Origin of the sequence: Sphingomonas longa (assembly GCF_016892685.1) — a bacterium.
Classification (GTDB): Bacteria; Pseudomonadota; Alphaproteobacteria; order Sphingomonadales; family Sphingomonadaceae; genus Sphingomonas; species Sphingomonas longa.
Map to the genome: position 1 here is coordinate 1,193,820 of NZ_JAFEMC010000001.1, position 16,645 is coordinate 1,210,464.

Here is a 16,645-nt window from a genome sequence, read left to right on the forward strand (position 1 = left end):
GTCGTTATTCCTCGCGCAACACCGTGACGTCGACGTCGAGCTCCTCCTCGCCCTCGCCCAGCCGCGATCCGGCGACCGGCGCGGCACCGATCGAATCGAGTCCGATCGCGACGCGGACATAACCGTCCTCGGGGCTCAGGCCGGTACACGGATCGAATCCGATCCACCCGATATCTTCACACCAGGCTTCCGCCCACCCATGCGGCGCCGGCCGATGCGCCCCACCCCCCAGCCGATAGCCGCTGACATAGCGCGCGGGGATGCCAAGTGATCGAGCGCCGGCAACAAAGACGTGCGCCAGATCGCGCGCCGTGCCGCTGCGTCGCGCCATCGTCGCGGCGGCGGTGACGCCGGGCTGGCCGCGACCGCGCTCGACCGCGAAGCCCTCCTTCACCGTCGCGTTCAAACGGTGGAGCGCGCGGTGGGGTTCGGCGCCCTTGGTCGCGTCGCGGGCAAATGCCGCCAGCGTCTCGTCGATAGCCGTCTTCGGTGTCGAGCGTTGGAACACGGCCGGGGGCAAAGGTTCGTGAACGCCGTGGAGGACGCCGTCGGAGTGGCTGGTCACCACTTCCCCCTGCACCGCGATCTTGATCGCCTCCACCGGGCCATCGACGTAGAGCATCGTCACCGCGTTGCCGAACCCGTCGCGTCCCTCCCGCATCCGCGCATCGTGATCGACATCGATCCGCCAGCTCGCCACTGTCTGGTCGTGCGAATTCTGCGGATTGACGCGCAGCATCTGCACCAGCCGCGCCTGGGGTTCGGTGAACCGGTACACCGTGCGATGATCGATCGACAGCCGCATGGCCCGCTATCCTAGCTGAAGGTGAATTGCCGCCCGATCGCGGCGTGCAGCAACGCGTTCTCGTGGATGAAGGCCTGCAGATACTGGTGCAGCCCCGCCGCGATCACCTCGCCCGACCGTGTCCGCGCCATCCGTGTCGCCCGCACCCGCGCCATTCGGTCCGCTTCTCCGTGCAAACCCGTCCGCCGCGCCAGCAGACCCAGCACATCGACCGTTTCCTCCACCGACGCCGCCAAACTACGTGGCAGTTCGGCGCGAGCGATCAGCAGGTCGATGACGTTGGCCGGCGTCAGGCCATCCGAATAGAGCCAACGATACGCCGTTACCGCCGATACCGTCTGGAGGATCGTCGTCCACTGGTCGCGATCGACGACGCCGCCGATGCGCTCGCCCGCCGGCAGAAGGATGTGGTATTTCACGTCGAGCAGCCGCGCCGTGTTGTCGGCGCGCTCCACCGCCTGCCCCAGCCGAATGAACCACGTCGTCTGGTTGCGCAGCATCCGATGCACGGCGCCTTCGAACCCGCGCGTCTCGTTCTTTACCGCTTCGACCAGATCGAGCACCGCATTGGGGTCGTCGGCCGCCGGCTTGGCTTCGAACGTCAGCCACGCGCGGTTGATCGCCGCCCACGCATCGCGGGTCAGCGCGGTCCGCACCGCGCGCGCATTGTTGCGCGCCATGTCGAGGCACCGAACGATCGATCCGGGATGGCTGTTGTCGACCGTCAGGAACCTTGCCACCTCGCGGCGGCGGACCTCGCCACCGCGCTCGACGAATGTCTCGTCGGTTTCGGTCACCGCCAGCGCCGACGCCCATGCCGCCTGCCCGGCGGAACGCGGCGACAGTACGTCGAGCCGCACCGTCGCCTCCACCAGCCGCGCGATAAAATCGGTCCGCTCGAAATAGCGGCCCAGCCAGTAGAGCGACGATGCGGTACGGCTGAGCATCAGAGCGGCCCCTGCGACTGGGTCATGCCGCCCATCGTCTGCGTCTGTCCAAAGCCAAAATCCTGGGACTGCGCGATCACCGGATCGTCCATCAGGACGAAACTGTCCTTGGTGCCACCGCCCTGGCTGGAGTTCACGACCAGCGAACCTTCCTTCAACGCCACGCGGGTCAGGCCGCCGGGCACCACCTGCACCATGTTCGCGCCAGTGAGCACGAAGGGGCGGAAGTCGACATGCCGCGGCGCAAGCCCGCTTTCCGCCAGCGTCGGCACCGTCGACAGCGCCAATGTGGGCTGCGCGATATAGCGATGCGGTTCCGCGATCAGCGCGGCGCGGAACGCCTCGATCTCCGCCTTTGACGCGGTCGGGCCGACCAGCATGCCGTAGCCGCCCGATCCGTCGACCAGTTTGACGACGACTTTCTCCAGATTGTCGAGGACGTATTGCAGCGCCTGCGGCTCGCGGCAGCGCCAGGTCTCCACGTTCGGCAGCTTCGGCTCCGCCCCGGAATAGAAGCGGACGATTTCGGGCATGTAGCTGTAGATCGCCTTGTCGTCGGCGATGCCGTTGCCCGGCGCGTTCATGATCGCGACGTTGCCGGCGGCATAGGCGGCGATCAGCCCCGGCACGCCGAGCGCCGAGTCCGGACGGAACACCAACGGATCGAGGAAATCGTCGTCGATCCGGCGGTAGATCACGTCGACCCGTACCCGCCCGGCGATGGTCCGCATCCACACGACATCGTCGTCGACGACGAGGTCCGCCGCCTCGACCAGTTCGATGCCCATGGAATCGGCTAGAAAGCTATGTTCGTAATAGGCGGAGTTATAGTGTCCCGGCGTCAGCACGACGCAGGTCGGCGCGGCGACCCCGAGCGGCGCGACCGACTTCATCGTCTCGAGCAGGCGGTCGGGATAGCTGTCGACCGCGGCGACGCGGAAATTGCGGAACAGCTCGGGGCACAGCCGCAGCATCGCCTCTCGATTTTCGAGCATGTAGCTGACGCCGGACGGCGTGCGCGCATTGTCCTCCAGGACCCAGAACTCGTCGGGGCCGGTACGGACGAGATCGATGCCGCAAATATGCGCCCAGATACCGTGCGGCGGGCGCATCCCCGCGATCTCCGGCCGGAACTGCGGATTGCCGAGAACGAGGTCCTCCGGCAGCACGCCCTCTTTCAGGATGCGGCGCTCTCCGTACACGTCGTCCAGAAACGCGTTGATCGCCTCGGTGCGCTGGATCAACCCTTCGGACAGGCGCGTCCACTCATCGGGCAGGAACACGCGCGGCACGATGTCGAAGGGAATGATCCGCTCCGCCGCATCGCTTTCGCCATATACCGCAAAGGTGATGCCAAGCTGCCGGAACGTCGCCTCCGCGGAGCGTTGGCGACGGCGCAGTTCCTCGGGCGGGGTCGTCTCGATCCAGCGGGCGATCGCAGCCAGCTCGTCACGCGTCGGCGGTCCGTCCTCGCCCCCCAGGATTTCGTCGAACGCCCTCGCCATATACCGATACGCCTCCGACGCGGGTTGAACGCTCATGCTGCGGGCAAACGCCGCACTGCACAAGAGGGAGCGGGCAGAAAGACGTCAGGACCGGCAGCCTTCCCCTTGCCGGGAGCAATGAGGTCAGCCGCCCGCCATGCCCGTCAATATTCCCGTCGTCAGCACCTGCGGCATGACAGTCGGCTCGGCCGCGCCCGGCGCGTACCACAGGTAGAGCGGCACGCCAGCGCGGTTGTGCGCTTCGATGAAGCGGCCCAGCGAAGGGTCGCCGTCCGTCCAGTCGCCGACCAGTACCGTGACGCCGCGCTTGCGAAAGGCGTCGCGCACCGTATCCGTCTCGATCGCGGTCTTCTCATTGACCTTGCACGTCAGGCACCAGTCGGCGGTGAAATAGGCGAAGACCGGCTTGTTCTGCGCCCGGAGCGTTGCCAGCCGCGCCTCGCTGAACCGTTCGCCCGTGTCGGCAGCGGTCACCGCCTGCACCGGCGCGGGGCGGACCAGCACCACCGCCATGATCGCCAGCGCCAGCGCCGGCCATGCCGGCCACCACGCCCGCTCGCGACCGGCATGTTGCCGCCGTCCGGTCCACCACAGGCCGACGGCTGCCAGCAACGTCGCCGCCAGCCCGATCGTCATGCCGTCCACGCCCGCCTGCCGGCCGAGGATCCACGCCAACGCCAACGCGGTCAGGAACATCGGGATCGACAGCACGCGCCGCAGCCGCTCCATCCACATCCCCGGTTTCGGCAGCCGTCGCCGCAATGCCGGCACGAAGCCCAACAGAAGGAACGGCAACGCGATACCCAGCCCCAGCCCCGCGAACACCAGCAGCGCCGCAATCGTCGGTAGCACCAGCGCCGCACCGAGCGCGGCGCCCATGAACGGCCCGGTGCATGGCGTCGCGACGAACGCCGCCAGCGCTCCGGTGACGAACGCGCCCGCAGCGCCGCTTTCGCCGGCAAAGCGCGGCGTTGGCAGCTCGAACAGGCCTGCAAGATTGAGCGCGATACCCATCACCAGCAGCAACAGCACGCCGATCACGCGTGGGTCCTGCAACTGGAACGCCCAGCCGACCCGCGCCCCCGCCGCGCGCAACGCCAGCAGCCCCGCCCCCAGCGCGAGGCACACCAACACGACACCCGCAGTATAGGCCAGCGCCTCTCCTCGCGCCTGCCGCTCGCTCGCCCCGCCCTTGGCGAGGCTCAGCGCCTTCAGGCTCAGGATCGGGAAGACGCAGGGCATGACGTTCAGGATCAGGCCACCGAGCACCGCGCCCGCGAACGCCAGCGCGGCGGTCGTCCATAGGCTTTCCACCATCGCCGCGCCGACCACGCCGGGCTTCGCCGTCAGCAGCAATCCCTGCCCGCCACCAGTCGCCAGCACGCCCGCAATCGTCGCAACCGGGGCCTTCGCCGCCACCTTCGTCTCGATCACCAGCCGGTCGCCGTCGCGCGTCGCCACCTGCGGCGCGGCCATATCGACGATGCCGTTCGCGGCCGGGTAGAAATACGCCTGCTCGACGCTCGCCGAAGCCGGCAACGGCACCGACAGGCGCAGCCGCCCGGCCTCCACCTGATACGTCGCGGCCGAACCCAGCGGTCGGGGCAGCGCTCGGCGCCACGTGTCGAACTGCGTCCGCGCCGCCGGTTCGATCGCCCCGTCGCCGACCGTCAGAACCGTCGCGAGTTCCTGTTGCTCTGGCACGCACAGGCTGAGCGTGCAGACCAGATAATCCAGCTTCACCCGCAGGGGCAGCGTCGTCGCCGCCGCCAGTCCGGCCGGCACGTCCAGCGTGGTCAGCATCGCGAACGGCCGTTCGTAGACGTAATTCATCAGCCCAGCGACGGTCAGCCGCCCCGGCACCGGATACGCCACCGTACCCACTTTACCGCCCCCAGGCAGCGTCCACGCGAATTGGGTCGCGAAGCCCGCGTCGCCCGGGTTCTGCCAATAACCGTGCCACCCCTTGGCCGGCGTCGCCACGATGGCCAGCGCCACGCGCGATCCCGCGGCCGGCGCTTTACTCTCCGCGACGAGCCGCATCGGCAGATGCTTGTCCGTCTGCGCCCAGACGCCGGTCGGCATCAGCAGCATCAGGACCGTCATCATCCTGACCAACACGCGGTTCATGCCGACTCCGTTCTCGCGCCGATTGCCTCGCCGAAACAGGCGATCCATAGCGCCCTACAGTTTACGTCGCCCCGTACCAAGGACGTTCCCGACCAATGAAAGCGCCCCTGCCCGCCGCCCTGTGTGCCGCCCTCCTGCTGCTGTCCGCACCCGCCGCGGCCCAGACCGCCCCCGCCGCGGCCCCCGCCCCTTTCCCCGCGACCCCGCCGAAGCTGATCGTCGCGATCTCCGTCGACCAGTTCTCCGCCGACCTGTTCGCCCAGTATCGCAACCATTACACCGGCGGCCTCGCCCGGCTGCTGACCGGCGGCGTCTTTCCGTCCGGGTATCAGAGCCACGCCGCGACGGAGACGTGCCCCGGGCACTCGACGATCCTGACCGGCTATCGCCCCGCCAACACGGGCATCATCGCCAACAACTGGATCGACCAGCGTGTCGGCCGTCCCGACAAGACCGTCTATTGTTCGGAAGACGAGAGCGTCGCTGGGTCCGATCATAACAGCTACACCGTCTCCGACATCCACCTGAAGGTCCCGACGCTGGGCGAACGCATGAAGACGGCAGACCCGCGCAGCCGCGTGGTGTCGGTCGCAGGCAAGGACCGTGCGGCCGTGATGATGGGCGGCCACAAGGTCGACGAACTCTGGTGGTGGGACGGCAAGACCTATGTCTCCTACGCCGGTCGCGCCGTGCCGCCGGTGGTGCAGCGCACTCGCGATGCGGTCGCCGCGCTGCTCGCCCAGCCGCAAGCGGCACTGCCTCTGCCCGGTTGGTGCAAGCCGCTCGACCGGCCGATCACGGTCGGCGATCAGACGCTCGGGCAGGGCCGGTTCGAACGCGCGGCGGGCGACGCGAAGGCGTTCCGCGCCTCCCCCGCCTCCGACGCGGCGGTGCTGGCGATGGCCGCCGGGCTGGTGCAGGACATGAAGCTGGGCGCCGGCCCCGCCGCGGACATCATCGCCGTCGGCTTGTCCGCGACCGATTATATCGGCCATTCGCGCGGCACGCAGGGCACCGAGATGTGCATCCAGATGGATCAGCTCGATCAGGCGCTCGCCGGATTCTTCGCAGTGCTCGATGCGACCGGCGTCGATTACGAGGTGATGCTGACCGCCGATCACGGCGCGCACGACATGACCGAGCGGCAGCAACAGCGCGCGATGCCGATGGAGGCGCATATCGACCCGCAGGTACAGGCCAAGGCGCTCGGCGCGGCGATCGGCCGCGACCTGAAGCTGGCGGGTCCGGTTCTGCTCGGCAGCGAAGGCGACGTGTATCTGTCCTCCGACCTGCCCGCGCGAGAGCGTCCGCGCGTGCTGGCGGAGGCGTTGCGCCGCTACCGCGCGATGCCGCAGGTCGCGGGTGCATACGACGCCAAAGAGGTCGCGGCGACGCCGATGCCGAGCGGCGCGCCGGAGACATGGACGCTCCTGCAAAAGGCGCGCGCGTCTTACGATGCGCAGCGCTCCGGCGACCTGCTCGTGTTTCTGAAGCCCCGTGTCACCTCGATCGAGGTGCCCGCCGCCTATTATGTCGAGACGCACGGCAGCCCGTGGGATTACGATCGCCGGGTGCCGATCCTGTTCTGGCGCAAGGGCATGACCGGCTTCGAACAGCCATTGTCGGTGGAAACGGTGGACATCATGCCGACTCTGGCGGCGACGATCGGGCTGAAGGTCGCCGGACAGGACGGGCGCTGCCTAGACCTCGATCCGGGCCCAGCGGATACCTGTTCCCGCTAAATGCCTCCCCGGAACGGGGAGGTGGCGCGCCGCAGGCGTGACGGAGGGGCAGCCACTGGCCATGCCTGCCGCGGCCGCCCCTCCACCGCTCCGTGGCCGCCCGTCTGGGAGGATTCACCGCGCCTCGTATGCGCGCAACCCCGGCCCCAGCCGGTTCGCACCGACTGCCAGCTTCTGGCCGCTAGCATTGGCCACGAAAGCCGGGCTGCGCGTCTCGCCGGGCGATAGGCGGGCGTCGTTGTCCTCCACGCGCAATCCGGTCGACGGGTAGGTCTTCGCCTCCGCCGACACCACGATCAGCCCCGACCAGTTTTCCTTGTTCCGCCCTTGTACGAAGGTGTTGCCCGCGATCAGACCGGTCGCCCCCTCGGACAGGTCGATCATGTAATTGGTTTTGCGTCCCGCGGTATCGTCGAAGCTGTTGCCGGTGATCGTCACGGTCGGCACGCGCAGCTTGACGTAATGCCCGCCGGTTCCGCGTTCGAATCGGGAATGGGTGATCGTCACGCGACCTTTGTTGGCGAGGTAGATCGCGTGCGAACAGCTCGGCGTCTCCTCGCACTGGCCTAGCCCGGCGAAGGTCGAATGATCGATCGTGATCGTTTGGCCGCTGGGATGGCCACCCAGGATCCCCTCCTGACTATCGAGGAACATCGAGTCGCTGACGGTCAGGTCGCCGATCTCGGTCCGGATGCCCGCGCCGTTACCGTCCGCCACGCGAATGCCGCGGAACACCAGTCCCTCGACGCGAGAGCCGCGGCCACGCAACACCAGCGTCGCCTTGCCTTCGCAGGCGCCCCCCTCGAAAACCGCGGTGCCGGGTGTCGCCGCGCGGAAGGTGATGACGCCCCCCGCCTGGATCGCACAATCCTTGTAACGGCCGGGCGCGACGACGATCGTGCCGCTGCCGTCGCGGATTTGATCGACGGCCTGCTGAAGGGTTGCGAACCCCTGCCCGGTTTCGGCGATCGTGAACGACGCGCTCGACTGCGCCGCGGCTGGAGCCGCCAGCAGCAGGGCAAGAGAGAGGGTGGGACGCATCAGGGAAATCCTTTCGTCCCGCCCTGCGCCTCCCCATGCCGCTGCCGCCAGCCACAAACGCGGTTAACGTACGGGTCGCCGTGTCGCGTTCGTTACCGACCGGTGGCTTCGTGCCACGCCGGGACGCATCGTCGGCCTTACCTCGCGGCGGATCAGTCTTCTTTGCAACCCTGGACGTCACGCATCGCCTACATGTCGAAAGCCGCACCCGCCAGCGATCGGCAATCTACGCCATCTTCATGCAATCCACACCAACTCGATTGGAGCTAACTCGCTGATAATTATAGGATCGAGTGTATGGCACGACTAATGCAGTGACGTCGATGTCGCCAGAACGGGCGGCGCCAATATCACAGGGATCATCGTCATGTTTGCCCAACGCCCTCTTGCCTCGATCGCCACCGCCGCCGCTCTCGTCGTCGGCCTCGCGATGCCCGCCATCGCCGCCGCCAAGACACCGGTCGTCATCGTGCCCGCCAGCGTCATCGCCAACCCTGACGCCAAGCTGTGCATGCCGCGCTCGACCAGCCCGATCGTGGCAAAAGACAAGTCGCTGCCGGCGACGCTGTGCCAGACGGTCGAGGCGTGGGCGGCCCACGGCGTGACAGTGAAGGCGAAGTAACGCCGACCGTATCGCCGCAACCCGATTCCCGAACATCCCGCTTGGTGGGAGAGGTCACGCTCTCGCCATAACCTCTCCCCCTCCCTGAACAGGGAGGGGAGCTTTTTGCCCTCGAACGGACAAAGCGCTTGTTAGTCTAGGTTCGGACGCAACCAGCGTTCCGCCTGACGCGCATCGACGCCACGCCGTGTCGCATAGTCTGCGACCTGATCCTGCCCGATCCGCGCCACGCCAAAATATTCGGCCTCGGCATGTCCGAAATAGAAGCCGCTGACGGCAGCGGTCGGCAACATCGCGAAGCTTTCGGTCAACTCCAGCCCGGTATTTGCCTCCGCATCCAGCATATCGAACAGCGTGCGCTTCAGCGAGTGTTCGGGGCAGGCCGGATAGCCCGGCGCCGGACGGATACCGCGATACTGCTCGCGCACCAGCGCCTCGTTGGTCAACTGCTCGCCCGGCGCATAACCCCACAGATCGGTGCGGACATGCGCGTGCAGCCGTTCCGCGAATGCCTCCGCCAGACGATCCGCCAGCGCCTTCAGCAGGATGTCGTTGTAATCGTCATGATCAGCCTTGTAGCGCACGAGATGCGGCTCGATCCCGTGGATGCCGACCGCGAAGCCGCCCATCCAGTCGCCCGCCGGATCGATGAAATCGGCGAGGCTCATGTTGGCGCGTCCCTCGCGCTTGGCGATCTGCTGGCGCAGGAACGGCAGCCGCACCGTCGCCTCCTGCGTGCGATCGAGGTTGGGGATGTGGAAGCCGTCGGGGATGCTCGCGCCATCCGGGCTGCGATGAGATTCGCGATGTTCGGTATAGACCCAGACATCATCGTCGTGGCGATGGCAGGCCCACAGCCCGGCGACGCCGCGGGCGGTCAGCCACTTCTCGGCGATGATCCGGTCGAGCATTGCCTGCGCGTCTTCGTACAGCCCGCTCGCGCTTTCGCCGACGACTTCGTCGGTCAGGATCGCCGGGAAATTGCCCGCCAGTTCCCACGCCCGGAAGAACGGCGTCCAGTCGATATAGCCGCGCAGGTCGGCGAGGTCCCAGTCATCGAACCGGTGCACGCCCGGCTGCGCCGCCGGCGGTGCCTTCAGCGCCATGTCGACCTTCAGCCCGCGCGCCCGCGCCTCGGCGAGCGGCAGCAGGTCGTTCTGCCCCTTGCCCGCACGCGCCACGCGCACCTTCTCGTATTCGGCCGCGATATCGAGGACATAGGCATCGCGCTGCGTATCGCTGACCAAGGTCGTCGCAACACCCACCGCGCGCGAGGCGTCGAGGACGTGCACGATCGGCCCGTCATAGGCCGGCGAGATGCGCAGCGCGGTATGCACTTTCGACGTGGTCGCGCCGCCGATCAGCAGCGGCATCGTCATGCCTGCGCGCTTCATCTCCTCCGCCACCGTCACCATCTCGTCCAGCGACGGGGTGATGAGGCCGGACAGCCCGATCATGTCGGCGTCGTTCTCGTTCGCCGCCTCGAGGATTTTTGTCCACGGCACCATTACGCCCAGATCGACCACGTCGAAGCCGTTGCACTGGAGCACGACGCCGACGATGTTCTTGCCGATGTCGTGAACGTCGCCCTTCACAGTCGCCATCACGATCTTGCCCTTGCCCTTCGCACCCGGCTCCTTCGCCGCCTCAATGAAGGGGAGCAGATGCGCCACCGCCTTCTTCATCACGCGGGCCGATTTCACGACCTGCGGCAGGAACATCTTGCCCGATCCGAACAGGTCGCCGACGACGTTCATGCCGTCCATCAACGGCCCCTCGATCACCTCGATCGGCCGTGCGAACTGCTGGCGGCATTCCTCGGTATCGTCGACGACATGCGCGTCGATGCCCTTGACCAGCGCATATTCCAGCCGCTTCGTCACGGGCAGGCTGCGCCACTCCGCCGCCTGCTTTTCCGCCGCCGCATCGGTGCCGCGATACTTCTCCGCCAGCGCGACCAGCCGGTCGCCCGCCTCCGGATCGCGGTTGAGAACGACGTCCTCGCACGCCTGACGCAGCTCGGGATCGATCGTATCGTACACGTCGAGCTGGCCAGCATTGACGATGCCCATGTCCATGCCTGCGGGAATGGCATAGTACAGGAACACGCTGTGCATCGCGCGCCGCACCGGCTCGTTGCCGCGGAACGAAAAGCTCAGGTTCGAGAGTCCGCCAGAGATATGGCAATGCGGGCAGCGCGCCTTGATCTCGCGACACGCCTCGATGAAGTCGACCGCGTAGTTGTTATGCTCCTCGATCCCCGTCGCCACCGCGAATACATTGGGATCGAAGATGATGTCCTCTGGCGGAAAACCGATCGTCATCAGCAGCTTGTAGGCGCGCTCACAGATCTCGACCTTGCGCGCCTGCGTATCCGCCTGACCGACCTCGTCGAACGCCATCACGACGACCGCGGCGCCGTACGCCATGCACTTCTTCGCCTGGGCCAGGAATTGCTCTTCGCCCTCCTTCATGCTGATCGAATTGACGATCGGCTTGCCGGACACGCACTTCAGCCCCGCCTCGATCACGCTCCACTTGGACGAATCGACCATGAACGGGATGCGGGCGATGTCCGGTTCCGCCGCGATCAGCTTCAGGAACGTCGTCATCGCGTATTCGGCGTCGAGCAGCCCCTCGTCCATATTGACGTCGAGCACCTGCGCGCCCGATTCCACCTGCTGCAACGCGACCTCGACCGCGGCCGGATAGTCGCCCGCCATGATCAGCTTCTTGAACCGGGCAGAACCCGTAACGTTCGTTCGCTCGCCGATGTTGACGAACTGGGTGGCGGAGTTGGTCACTTGAAAATTCCCGTTATCCCGGCGAACGCCGAAATCTCGCAGTTACACAGCGTGCCCTTCGCGGCACGAGACCCCGGCGTTCGCTGGAGTGACGCAAAACAAGCGTCACGCCGCCATCGTGAACGGCTCCAGCCCGGCCAGCTTGGTCTGCACCGGCGGTGCGCCCGGCACGCGCGGCTTCAGGCCGCGCACCTTGTCGGCCATCGCCTTGATATGTGCCGGCGTGGAGCCACAGCATCCGCCCAGCACGTTGACCTGCCCCGCAATCGCCCATTCGCCGACCAGCCCCGCCGTCGTCGCCGGTGCCTCGTCATATGCGCCCAACTCGTTGGGCAGGCCCGCATTCGGATAGATCATGATCAGCGTATCGCAAATCTCCGACAGCGTCTTCACATGCGGGCGAAGCTGCTCGGCCCCGAACGAGCAGTTCAGCCCGATCGTCACCGGCTTCGCATGCCGCACCGCGTGCCAGAATGCCTCCACGGTGTGTCCTGACAAATTGCGGCCCGACAAATCCGTCAACGTCATCGACAGCATGATCGGCACGTCCCGGCCCAACGCCTCCCCCGCTTCGATCGCGGCCATGATCCCGGCCTTGGCGTTCAGCGTGTCGAACACCGTCTCGATCAGGATGAAGTCGACGCCACCCTCCAGCAGCGCGTCGGTCTGCTCGCGATACACCTGCTTCAGATAGTCGAAGTCGATCTCGCGATAGCCGGGATCGTTGACGTCCGGCGACAGCGACAGCGTCTTGTTCGTGGGCCCGATCGCCCCCGCCACGAAGCGAGGATGCCCGTCGCGCGCGGCATATTGATCCGCCAGCCGCCGCGCGATCTTCGCGCTTTCGATGTTGATGTCGCGGACCAGATGCTCGGCACCATAATCCGCCTGCGAGATGATGTTCGCGCTGAACGTGTTGGTCGACACGATGTCCGATCCCGCGTCCAGATATTCGCGCGTGATCGTCTCCGGCACCTCCGGCTTCGTGATCGCCAGAATGTCGTTGTTGCCCTTCTGGTCGTGGCTCAGCCCCAGCGTGCCGGCATAATCCTCCTCCGACAGCTTCCAGTTCTGGATCTCCGTCCCGAACGCGCCGTCCGTGATGAGGATACGCTTCGCCGCCTCGGCGAGGAATGCCCGACGGATGCTCACGCCGCCACCTCCTGCGCCCTGGCCTGAGCGCGCACGCCGAGCAGGTGGCAGATCGCGAACGCCAGTTCCGCGCGGTTGAGCGTGTAGAAGTGCAACTGCTTGCATCCCCCCGCATACAGCCGCCGCGATAATTCCGCCGCCACCGTCGCCGCGACCAGCTGCCGTGCCGCCGGGTGCGCATCCAACCCGTCGAAAAGCCGACCCATCCACGCCGGTACGTCGGTGCCGCACATCGCGCTCATCCGCTGCACGCTAGCGAAGTTCGACACCGGCATGATCCCCGGCACGATCTCAGCCGATATACCCGCGGCGGCGACGGCATCGCGGTAGCGGAAGAACGTCTCCGGCTCGAAGAAGAACTGCGTGATCGCACGGTTCGCGCCCGCGTCCAGCTTGCGCTTCAGGTTGTCGAGGTCGGCCGCCGCATCCGCCGAATCCGGGTGGTTTTCCGGATAGGCTGCGACCGAGATCTCGAACGGGTGAAGCTTGCGCAGGCCGGCGACGAGCGCCGCCGCGTTCTCGTACCCGCCCGGATGGCTGGCGAACTTCGTCCCCGCTGTTGGCGAGTCGCCGCGCAGCGCGACGATGTGGCGCACGCCCGCCGCCCAATATTCCTCGGCGACCTGATCGATCTCGTCACGCGTCGCCTCGACGCAGGTCAGGTGCGCCGCCGCCGCCAGCGACGTGTCACGCTGGATGCGCGCTACCGTCGCATGCGTCCGCTCGCGCGTGGTTCCGCCTGCGCCGTAGGTGACCGACACGAAGCGGGGGCCCAGCGGCTCCAGCGTCCGAACCGCCTCCCAGAGCTGCTCCTCCATCTTCTCGTTCTTCGGCGGGAAGAATTCGAACGACACGTCGAGATCGCCGCCGACATCCGCGTAAAGCGGCGATTCCAGCGCGCACCGCGCCTCCGCGAGCTGGTTGACCGAGATCGTCATGCTGCCTTCACCTCACGCAGATGCACGCCGGGTTTTTGCCCCAGCCACAATTTCACTGTCAGTTCCCCGCCGTCGAGTACGTCCGTTCTCGCCGGGGTCAGCCCCGCCGTCTCGAACCAACCCTCGATCTGGGCATCCGAAAATCCCAACCGGACATGCGCGTCGCGCGTCCGCAATTCCTCGCGATCGTGGCTTGCGAAATCCGCGATCAACAAACGCCCGCCCGGCCCCAACGCCCGCGCCGCTTCCGCAATTGCGGCACCCGGCTGCTGCGCGAAGTGCAGCACATGATGCAGGATCGCGACATCCGCCGCCTCGTCGTCTACCGGCAACGCGTAAAGATCGGCCTGCCGCAACTCCGCATTCATCACGCCTTCCAGCTTGGCGCGTGCCAGCCGCAGCATTTCCGAGCTGCGGTCGATACCCAGCGCGTGGTGGGCGCGGCCGGCGAACAGCTCCAGCATGCGGCCGGTGCCGGTGCCGATATCGACCAGCGTACCAACATCACCCTCCCCAAGTGCTACCTGCATCGCGGCCTCGACCTGTTCCTCGGCGACGTGCAGCGACCGGATCGCATCCCACTCACGCGCATGGCTCTCGAACCAGGACGCTGCCGCCGCCGCACGGTCCGCCCGCACCGCCGCCAGTCGCGCCGCGTCCGTGCCGCTATCCGGCTGTCCCCAAGTGTCCAGCGCCGCCGCGATCGGCGCTACGATCTCTGCCCGCCCGAGCACGACGAACACCCAGCTGCCTTCCTTACGCCGCTCGGCGAGCCCGGCATCGCACAGGATCTTGACGTGCCGCGACACGCGCGGCTGGCTCTGCCCCAGCACCTGTGCCAGTTCACCAACGGACAGCTCCATCTGCCGCAGCAGCGCCAGGATGCGGAGCCGGGTGGCGTCGCCAAGAGCACCGAAGATGTCGAGTGGGTCAACCATGTCGCATCAAGATATAAAGATATCTTTATATGGGGTCAATCAGCCATTGTCGTGGACCCGAATGCTTTCGCTCGCGTTCCGACCTCTCGACGCGCGTAACCTGCGTCAATGAAAACGGGAGGAACCCTGATGAAGAAGCTTATCGTTCCCGCACTGGCGGCCATCGCACTCGCCGCTTGCAGCCAGAATGCCCAGAACGAGACGTCGGAAGCGGCCAACGCCGTCGCCGCCGACACCGCCGCGACGACGAGCAATGCGGTGGGCGACGTCGATGCCGCCACCGATCGTGCGCTCGGCTCGGCCGAAGCGAACCTCGACAACGCGGGCGCGAACGTGGAGCGGGGCGCGGACCGCGCGGGCGACAGCATCGAGAACGGCCTCGACCGTACGGGAGCGGCGATCAGCAACGGTGCCGATCGCGCCGCCGACGCCACCGGCAGCGCGCTCGAAAAGGCTGGCGCCAAGTTGAAGGATTAAGACCGGGATGCGTCTCGTCGGCCTGATTGCCCCTGCCCTGTTCGTCGCCGCCTGTTCGGGCGGAGAGGAGCAGCCAGGAACGGTGACGGCAGACGAGGCGCGCCAACTCAACGAAGCCGCGGCAATGCTCGATGCGAACAGCGTCGAACTGAATGCCGTGACGAACGATCGGGACGTACCATGACCCTGTTGCGCCGCCTTGGCTCCACCGACCTCAAGATCGCGCCGCTGGTGCTGGGTGGCAACGTCTTCGGCTGGACCGCCGATCGTACCGCGAGTTTTGCCGTGCTCGATGCTTTTGTCGCGGGCGGCGGCACGATGATCGACACGGCGGATGTTTATTCGGCGTGGGTCGAAGGACACGATGGCGGCGAATCCGAAACCGTGATCGGTGAATGGCTGAAGCGGTCCGGCAAGCGCGAAGCGGTGCAGATTGCGACGAAGGTCGGGATGCTGCCAGTAAACGGTGAGAAGCTGTCGCCAGCCAATATCGCCGCCGCGTGCGACGCCTCGCTGCGCCGGCTCGGGAGCGACTACATCGATCTATATTATGCGCATCAGGACGATGACGACACGCCACAGGAGGCAGTGCTGGAAGCGTTCAGCCGCCTGATCGACGCGGGCAAGGTGCGCGTGCTCGGCGCGTCCAACTTCACGGCGATGCGATTCAAGTCCGCCAACGACGTCGCGACAGCTGCCGGGTTGCCGCGATACCATGTGCTCCAGCCGGAATATAACCTGATCAGCCGCCACAAGTTCGAAGGCGAGTTGCAGGATTATTGCGTCACCGAGAATGTCGGCGTCCTGCCCTATTATGGTCTGGCTGCGGGCTTTCTGACCGGCAAATATCGCAAAGCCGAGGACTTCGGCCAAAGCGTTCGGGGCGCCCGCATGGGCGATCGGCTGGCCGCCGGCGAACCCGTGCTGGCGGCGATGGACTCTGTCGCGGCCGAAACCGGCGCATCGCTCGCGACGATCGCCCTCGCGTGGCTGATCGCCCAGAACGGCGTCACGGCACCGATCGCCAGCGCCTCGAAGCCGGAGCAGTTGCCGGAACTGTTGGCGGCGATGACGCTGGAGCTGAACGAGGCGCAGCTTGCGCGGCTCGTCGAAGCAGGCGCCTGACCTCGACTCACGCGATCAGGCCCCCGTCCTCCGCACCCTTGGCCAAGACCCGACCCATCGCTTCGAACAGCTGGTCCATCGCCACCGGTTTGAAAATCACATCGTCAGCACCGGCCGCCAGGCATCGTTCGCGCAGGTCGAGTGCGGCATCGGCGGTGACGACGATGATCGGTACCCGTCCCTTGTCGTCGCCGCGCGCGCGGATGTGCTGGATCGCCGTCACGCCATCCATGCCGGGCATTCGCAGATCGATCAGGATCATGTCCCAACGCTCGGCGGCGATCATCGCCAGCCCCTGTTCGGCATCTTCCGCCTCGGACATCGTCGCACCGGCGACATCCAGCATGTCGCGAACGACGCGCCGGTTCATCCGGTCGTCCTCGATAAAGAGGACTTTCATGATGCCGCCGACCCGGGCG

At 66.6% G+C, this 16,645-nt stretch carries 15 protein-coding genes; 5 read left to right on the top strand and 10 right to left on the bottom strand.

Annotation, left to right across the window (positions count from 1 at the left end; all coding sequences use genetic code 11):
- Window positions 1-4 precede the first annotated feature (4 nt).
- The 4 genes from ILT43_RS05860 to ILT43_RS05875 all read right to left on the bottom strand — a co-directional run bounded on the left by ILT43_RS05860 (window position 5) and on the right by ILT43_RS05875 (window position 5,387).
- Window positions 5-805, bottom strand: a complete 801-nt coding sequence (locus ILT43_RS05860; protein WP_204196002.1) for a transglutaminase family protein — start codon at window positions 803-805, stop codon at window positions 5-7.
- Between the two features lie 11 nt (window positions 806-816).
- Window positions 817-1,752 carry an alpha-E domain-containing protein gene (locus ILT43_RS05865; RefSeq protein ID WP_204196003.1) on the bottom strand — a complete coding sequence of 312 codons (936 nt, stop codon included), beginning with the start codon at window positions 1,750-1,752 and terminating at the stop codon, window positions 817-819.
- Complete coding sequence (locus ILT43_RS05870; protein ID WP_211534403.1) at window positions 1,752-3,257, bottom strand: circularly permuted type 2 ATP-grasp protein; 1,506 nt, start codon at window positions 3,255-3,257, stop codon at window positions 1,752-1,754. The genes ILT43_RS05865 and ILT43_RS05870 overlap by 1 nt, the downstream gene beginning before the upstream one ends.
- A 123-nt stretch (window positions 3,258-3,380) precedes the next feature.
- Window positions 3,381-5,387, bottom strand: a complete 2,007-nt coding sequence (locus tag ILT43_RS05875) for a protein-disulfide reductase DsbD family protein (protein WP_204196005.1) — start codon at window positions 5,385-5,387, stop codon at window positions 3,381-3,383.
- A gap of 95 nt (window positions 5,388-5,482) precedes the next feature.
- Between ILT43_RS05875 and ILT43_RS05880 the strand changes: the two genes are divergently transcribed.
- The gene (locus ILT43_RS05880; protein WP_204196006.1) at window positions 5,483-7,129 is read left to right on the top strand and encodes an alkaline phosphatase family protein; all 1,647 of its coding nucleotides are present in this window, start codon (window positions 5,483-5,485) and stop codon (window positions 7,127-7,129) included.
- A gap of 114 nt (window positions 7,130-7,243) precedes the next feature.
- On the opposite strand, the gene ILT43_RS05885 is transcribed toward ILT43_RS05880, so the two are convergent.
- Window positions 7,244-8,170 (bottom strand): right-handed parallel beta-helix repeat-containing protein, encoded by a 927-nt coding sequence (locus tag ILT43_RS05885; protein ID WP_204196007.1) that lies wholly within the window; start codon window positions 8,168-8,170, stop codon window positions 7,244-7,246.
- 367 nt (window positions 8,171-8,537) lie between these two features.
- Between ILT43_RS05885 and ILT43_RS05890 the strand changes: the two genes are divergently transcribed.
- A complete protein-coding gene (locus ILT43_RS05890) occupies window positions 8,538-8,792 on the top strand; it encodes a hypothetical protein (protein WP_204196008.1) in 255 nt (84 codons plus the stop codon).
- Window positions 8,793-8,923: 131 nt separating this feature from the next.
- Here ILT43_RS05890 and metH read toward each other — a convergent pair whose 3' ends face one another.
- From metH to ILT43_RS05910, 4 genes are all read right to left on the bottom strand, one after another.
- Window positions 8,924-11,596: a methionine synthase gene (metH, locus tag ILT43_RS05895; RefSeq protein WP_204196009.1), complete on the bottom strand. Its 2,673-nt coding sequence runs from the start codon at window positions 11,594-11,596 to the stop codon at window positions 8,924-8,926.
- 105 nt (window positions 11,597-11,701) lie between these two features.
- Window positions 11,702-12,748 carry a homocysteine S-methyltransferase family protein gene (locus ILT43_RS05900; protein ID WP_204196010.1) on the bottom strand — a complete coding sequence of 349 codons (1,047 nt, stop codon included), beginning with the start codon at window positions 12,746-12,748 and terminating at the stop codon, window positions 11,702-11,704.
- Complete coding sequence (gene metF, locus ILT43_RS05905; protein WP_204196011.1) at window positions 12,745-13,686, bottom strand: methylenetetrahydrofolate reductase [NAD(P)H]; 942 nt, start codon at window positions 13,684-13,686, stop codon at window positions 12,745-12,747. Before metF ends, ILT43_RS05900 begins: the two co-directional genes overlap by 4 nt.
- Window positions 13,683-14,624, bottom strand: a complete 942-nt coding sequence (locus tag ILT43_RS05910; RefSeq protein ID WP_204196012.1) for an ArsR/SmtB family transcription factor — start codon at window positions 14,622-14,624, stop codon at window positions 13,683-13,685. The genes metF and ILT43_RS05910 overlap by 4 nt, the downstream gene beginning before the upstream one ends.
- 129 nt (window positions 14,625-14,753) lie before the next feature.
- Here ILT43_RS05910 and ILT43_RS05915 point away from each other — a divergent pair, with 129 nt between their 5' ends.
- The 3 genes from ILT43_RS05915 to ILT43_RS05925 are packed head-to-tail and all read left to right on the top strand — an operon-like array spanning window position 14,754 to window position 16,226.
- A complete protein-coding gene (locus ILT43_RS05915; RefSeq protein ID WP_204196013.1) occupies window positions 14,754-15,101 on the top strand; it encodes a lipoprotein in 348 nt (115 codons plus the stop codon).
- Window positions 15,102-15,108: 7 nt separating this feature from the next.
- Complete coding sequence (locus ILT43_RS05920) at window positions 15,109-15,285, top strand: hypothetical protein (protein WP_204196014.1); 177 nt, start codon at window positions 15,109-15,111, stop codon at window positions 15,283-15,285.
- Window positions 15,282-16,226: an aldo/keto reductase gene (locus ILT43_RS05925; protein ID WP_204196015.1), complete on the top strand. Its 945-nt coding sequence runs from the start codon at window positions 15,282-15,284 to the stop codon at window positions 16,224-16,226. The genes ILT43_RS05920 and ILT43_RS05925 overlap by 4 nt, the downstream gene beginning before the upstream one ends.
- A gap of 7 nt (window positions 16,227-16,233) precedes the next feature.
- Here ILT43_RS05925 and ILT43_RS05930 read toward each other — a convergent pair whose 3' ends face one another.
- The gene (locus tag ILT43_RS05930) at window positions 16,234-16,626 is read right to left on the bottom strand and encodes a response regulator (RefSeq protein ID WP_204196016.1); all 393 of its coding nucleotides are present in this window, start codon (window positions 16,624-16,626) and stop codon (window positions 16,234-16,236) included.
- Between the last annotated feature and the right edge of the window lie 19 nt (window positions 16,627-16,645).

What these genes read in the sequence shown, in the direction of transcription:
- ILT43_RS05860 (WP_204196002.1), bottom strand. Translation starts at nt 805, where the DNA reads ATGCGGCTGTCGATCGATCATCGCACGGTGTACCGGTTCACCGAACCC.
- ILT43_RS05865 (WP_204196003.1), bottom strand. Translation starts at nt 1,752, where the DNA reads ATGCTCAGCCGTACCGCATCGTCGCTCTACTGGCTGGGCCGCTATTTC.
- ILT43_RS05870 (WP_211534403.1), bottom strand. Translation starts at nt 3,257, where the DNA reads ATGGCGAGGGCGTTCGACGAAATCCTGGGGGGCGAGGACGGACCGCCG.
- ILT43_RS05875 (WP_204196005.1), bottom strand. Translation starts at nt 5,387, where the DNA reads ATGAACCGCGTGTTGGTCAGGATGATGACGGTCCTGATGCTGCTGATG.
- ILT43_RS05880 (WP_204196006.1), top strand. Translation starts at nt 5,483, where the DNA reads ATGAAAGCGCCCCTGCCCGCCGCCCTGTGTGCCGCCCTCCTGCTGCTG.
- ILT43_RS05885 (WP_204196007.1), bottom strand. Translation starts at nt 8,170, where the DNA reads ATGCGTCCCACCCTCTCTCTTGCCCTGCTGCTGGCGGCTCCAGCCGCG.
- ILT43_RS05890 (WP_204196008.1), top strand. Translation starts at nt 8,538, where the DNA reads ATGTTTGCCCAACGCCCTCTTGCCTCGATCGCCACCGCCGCCGCTCTC.
- metF (WP_204196011.1), bottom strand. Translation starts at nt 13,686, where the DNA reads ATGACGATCTCGGTCAACCAGCTCGCGGAGGCGCGGTGCGCGCTGGAA.
- ILT43_RS05910 (WP_204196012.1), bottom strand. Translation starts at nt 14,624, where the DNA reads ATGGTTGACCCACTCGACATCTTCGGTGCTCTTGGCGACGCCACCCGG.
- ILT43_RS05915 (WP_204196013.1), top strand. Translation starts at nt 14,754, where the DNA reads ATGAAGAAGCTTATCGTTCCCGCACTGGCGGCCATCGCACTCGCCGCT.
- ILT43_RS05920 (WP_204196014.1), top strand. Translation starts at nt 15,109, where the DNA reads ATGCGTCTCGTCGGCCTGATTGCCCCTGCCCTGTTCGTCGCCGCCTGT.
- ILT43_RS05925 (WP_204196015.1), top strand. Translation starts at nt 15,282, where the DNA reads ATGACCCTGTTGCGCCGCCTTGGCTCCACCGACCTCAAGATCGCGCCG.
- ILT43_RS05930 (WP_204196016.1), bottom strand. Translation starts at nt 16,626, where the DNA reads ATGAAAGTCCTCTTTATCGAGGACGACCGGATGAACCGGCGCGTCGTT.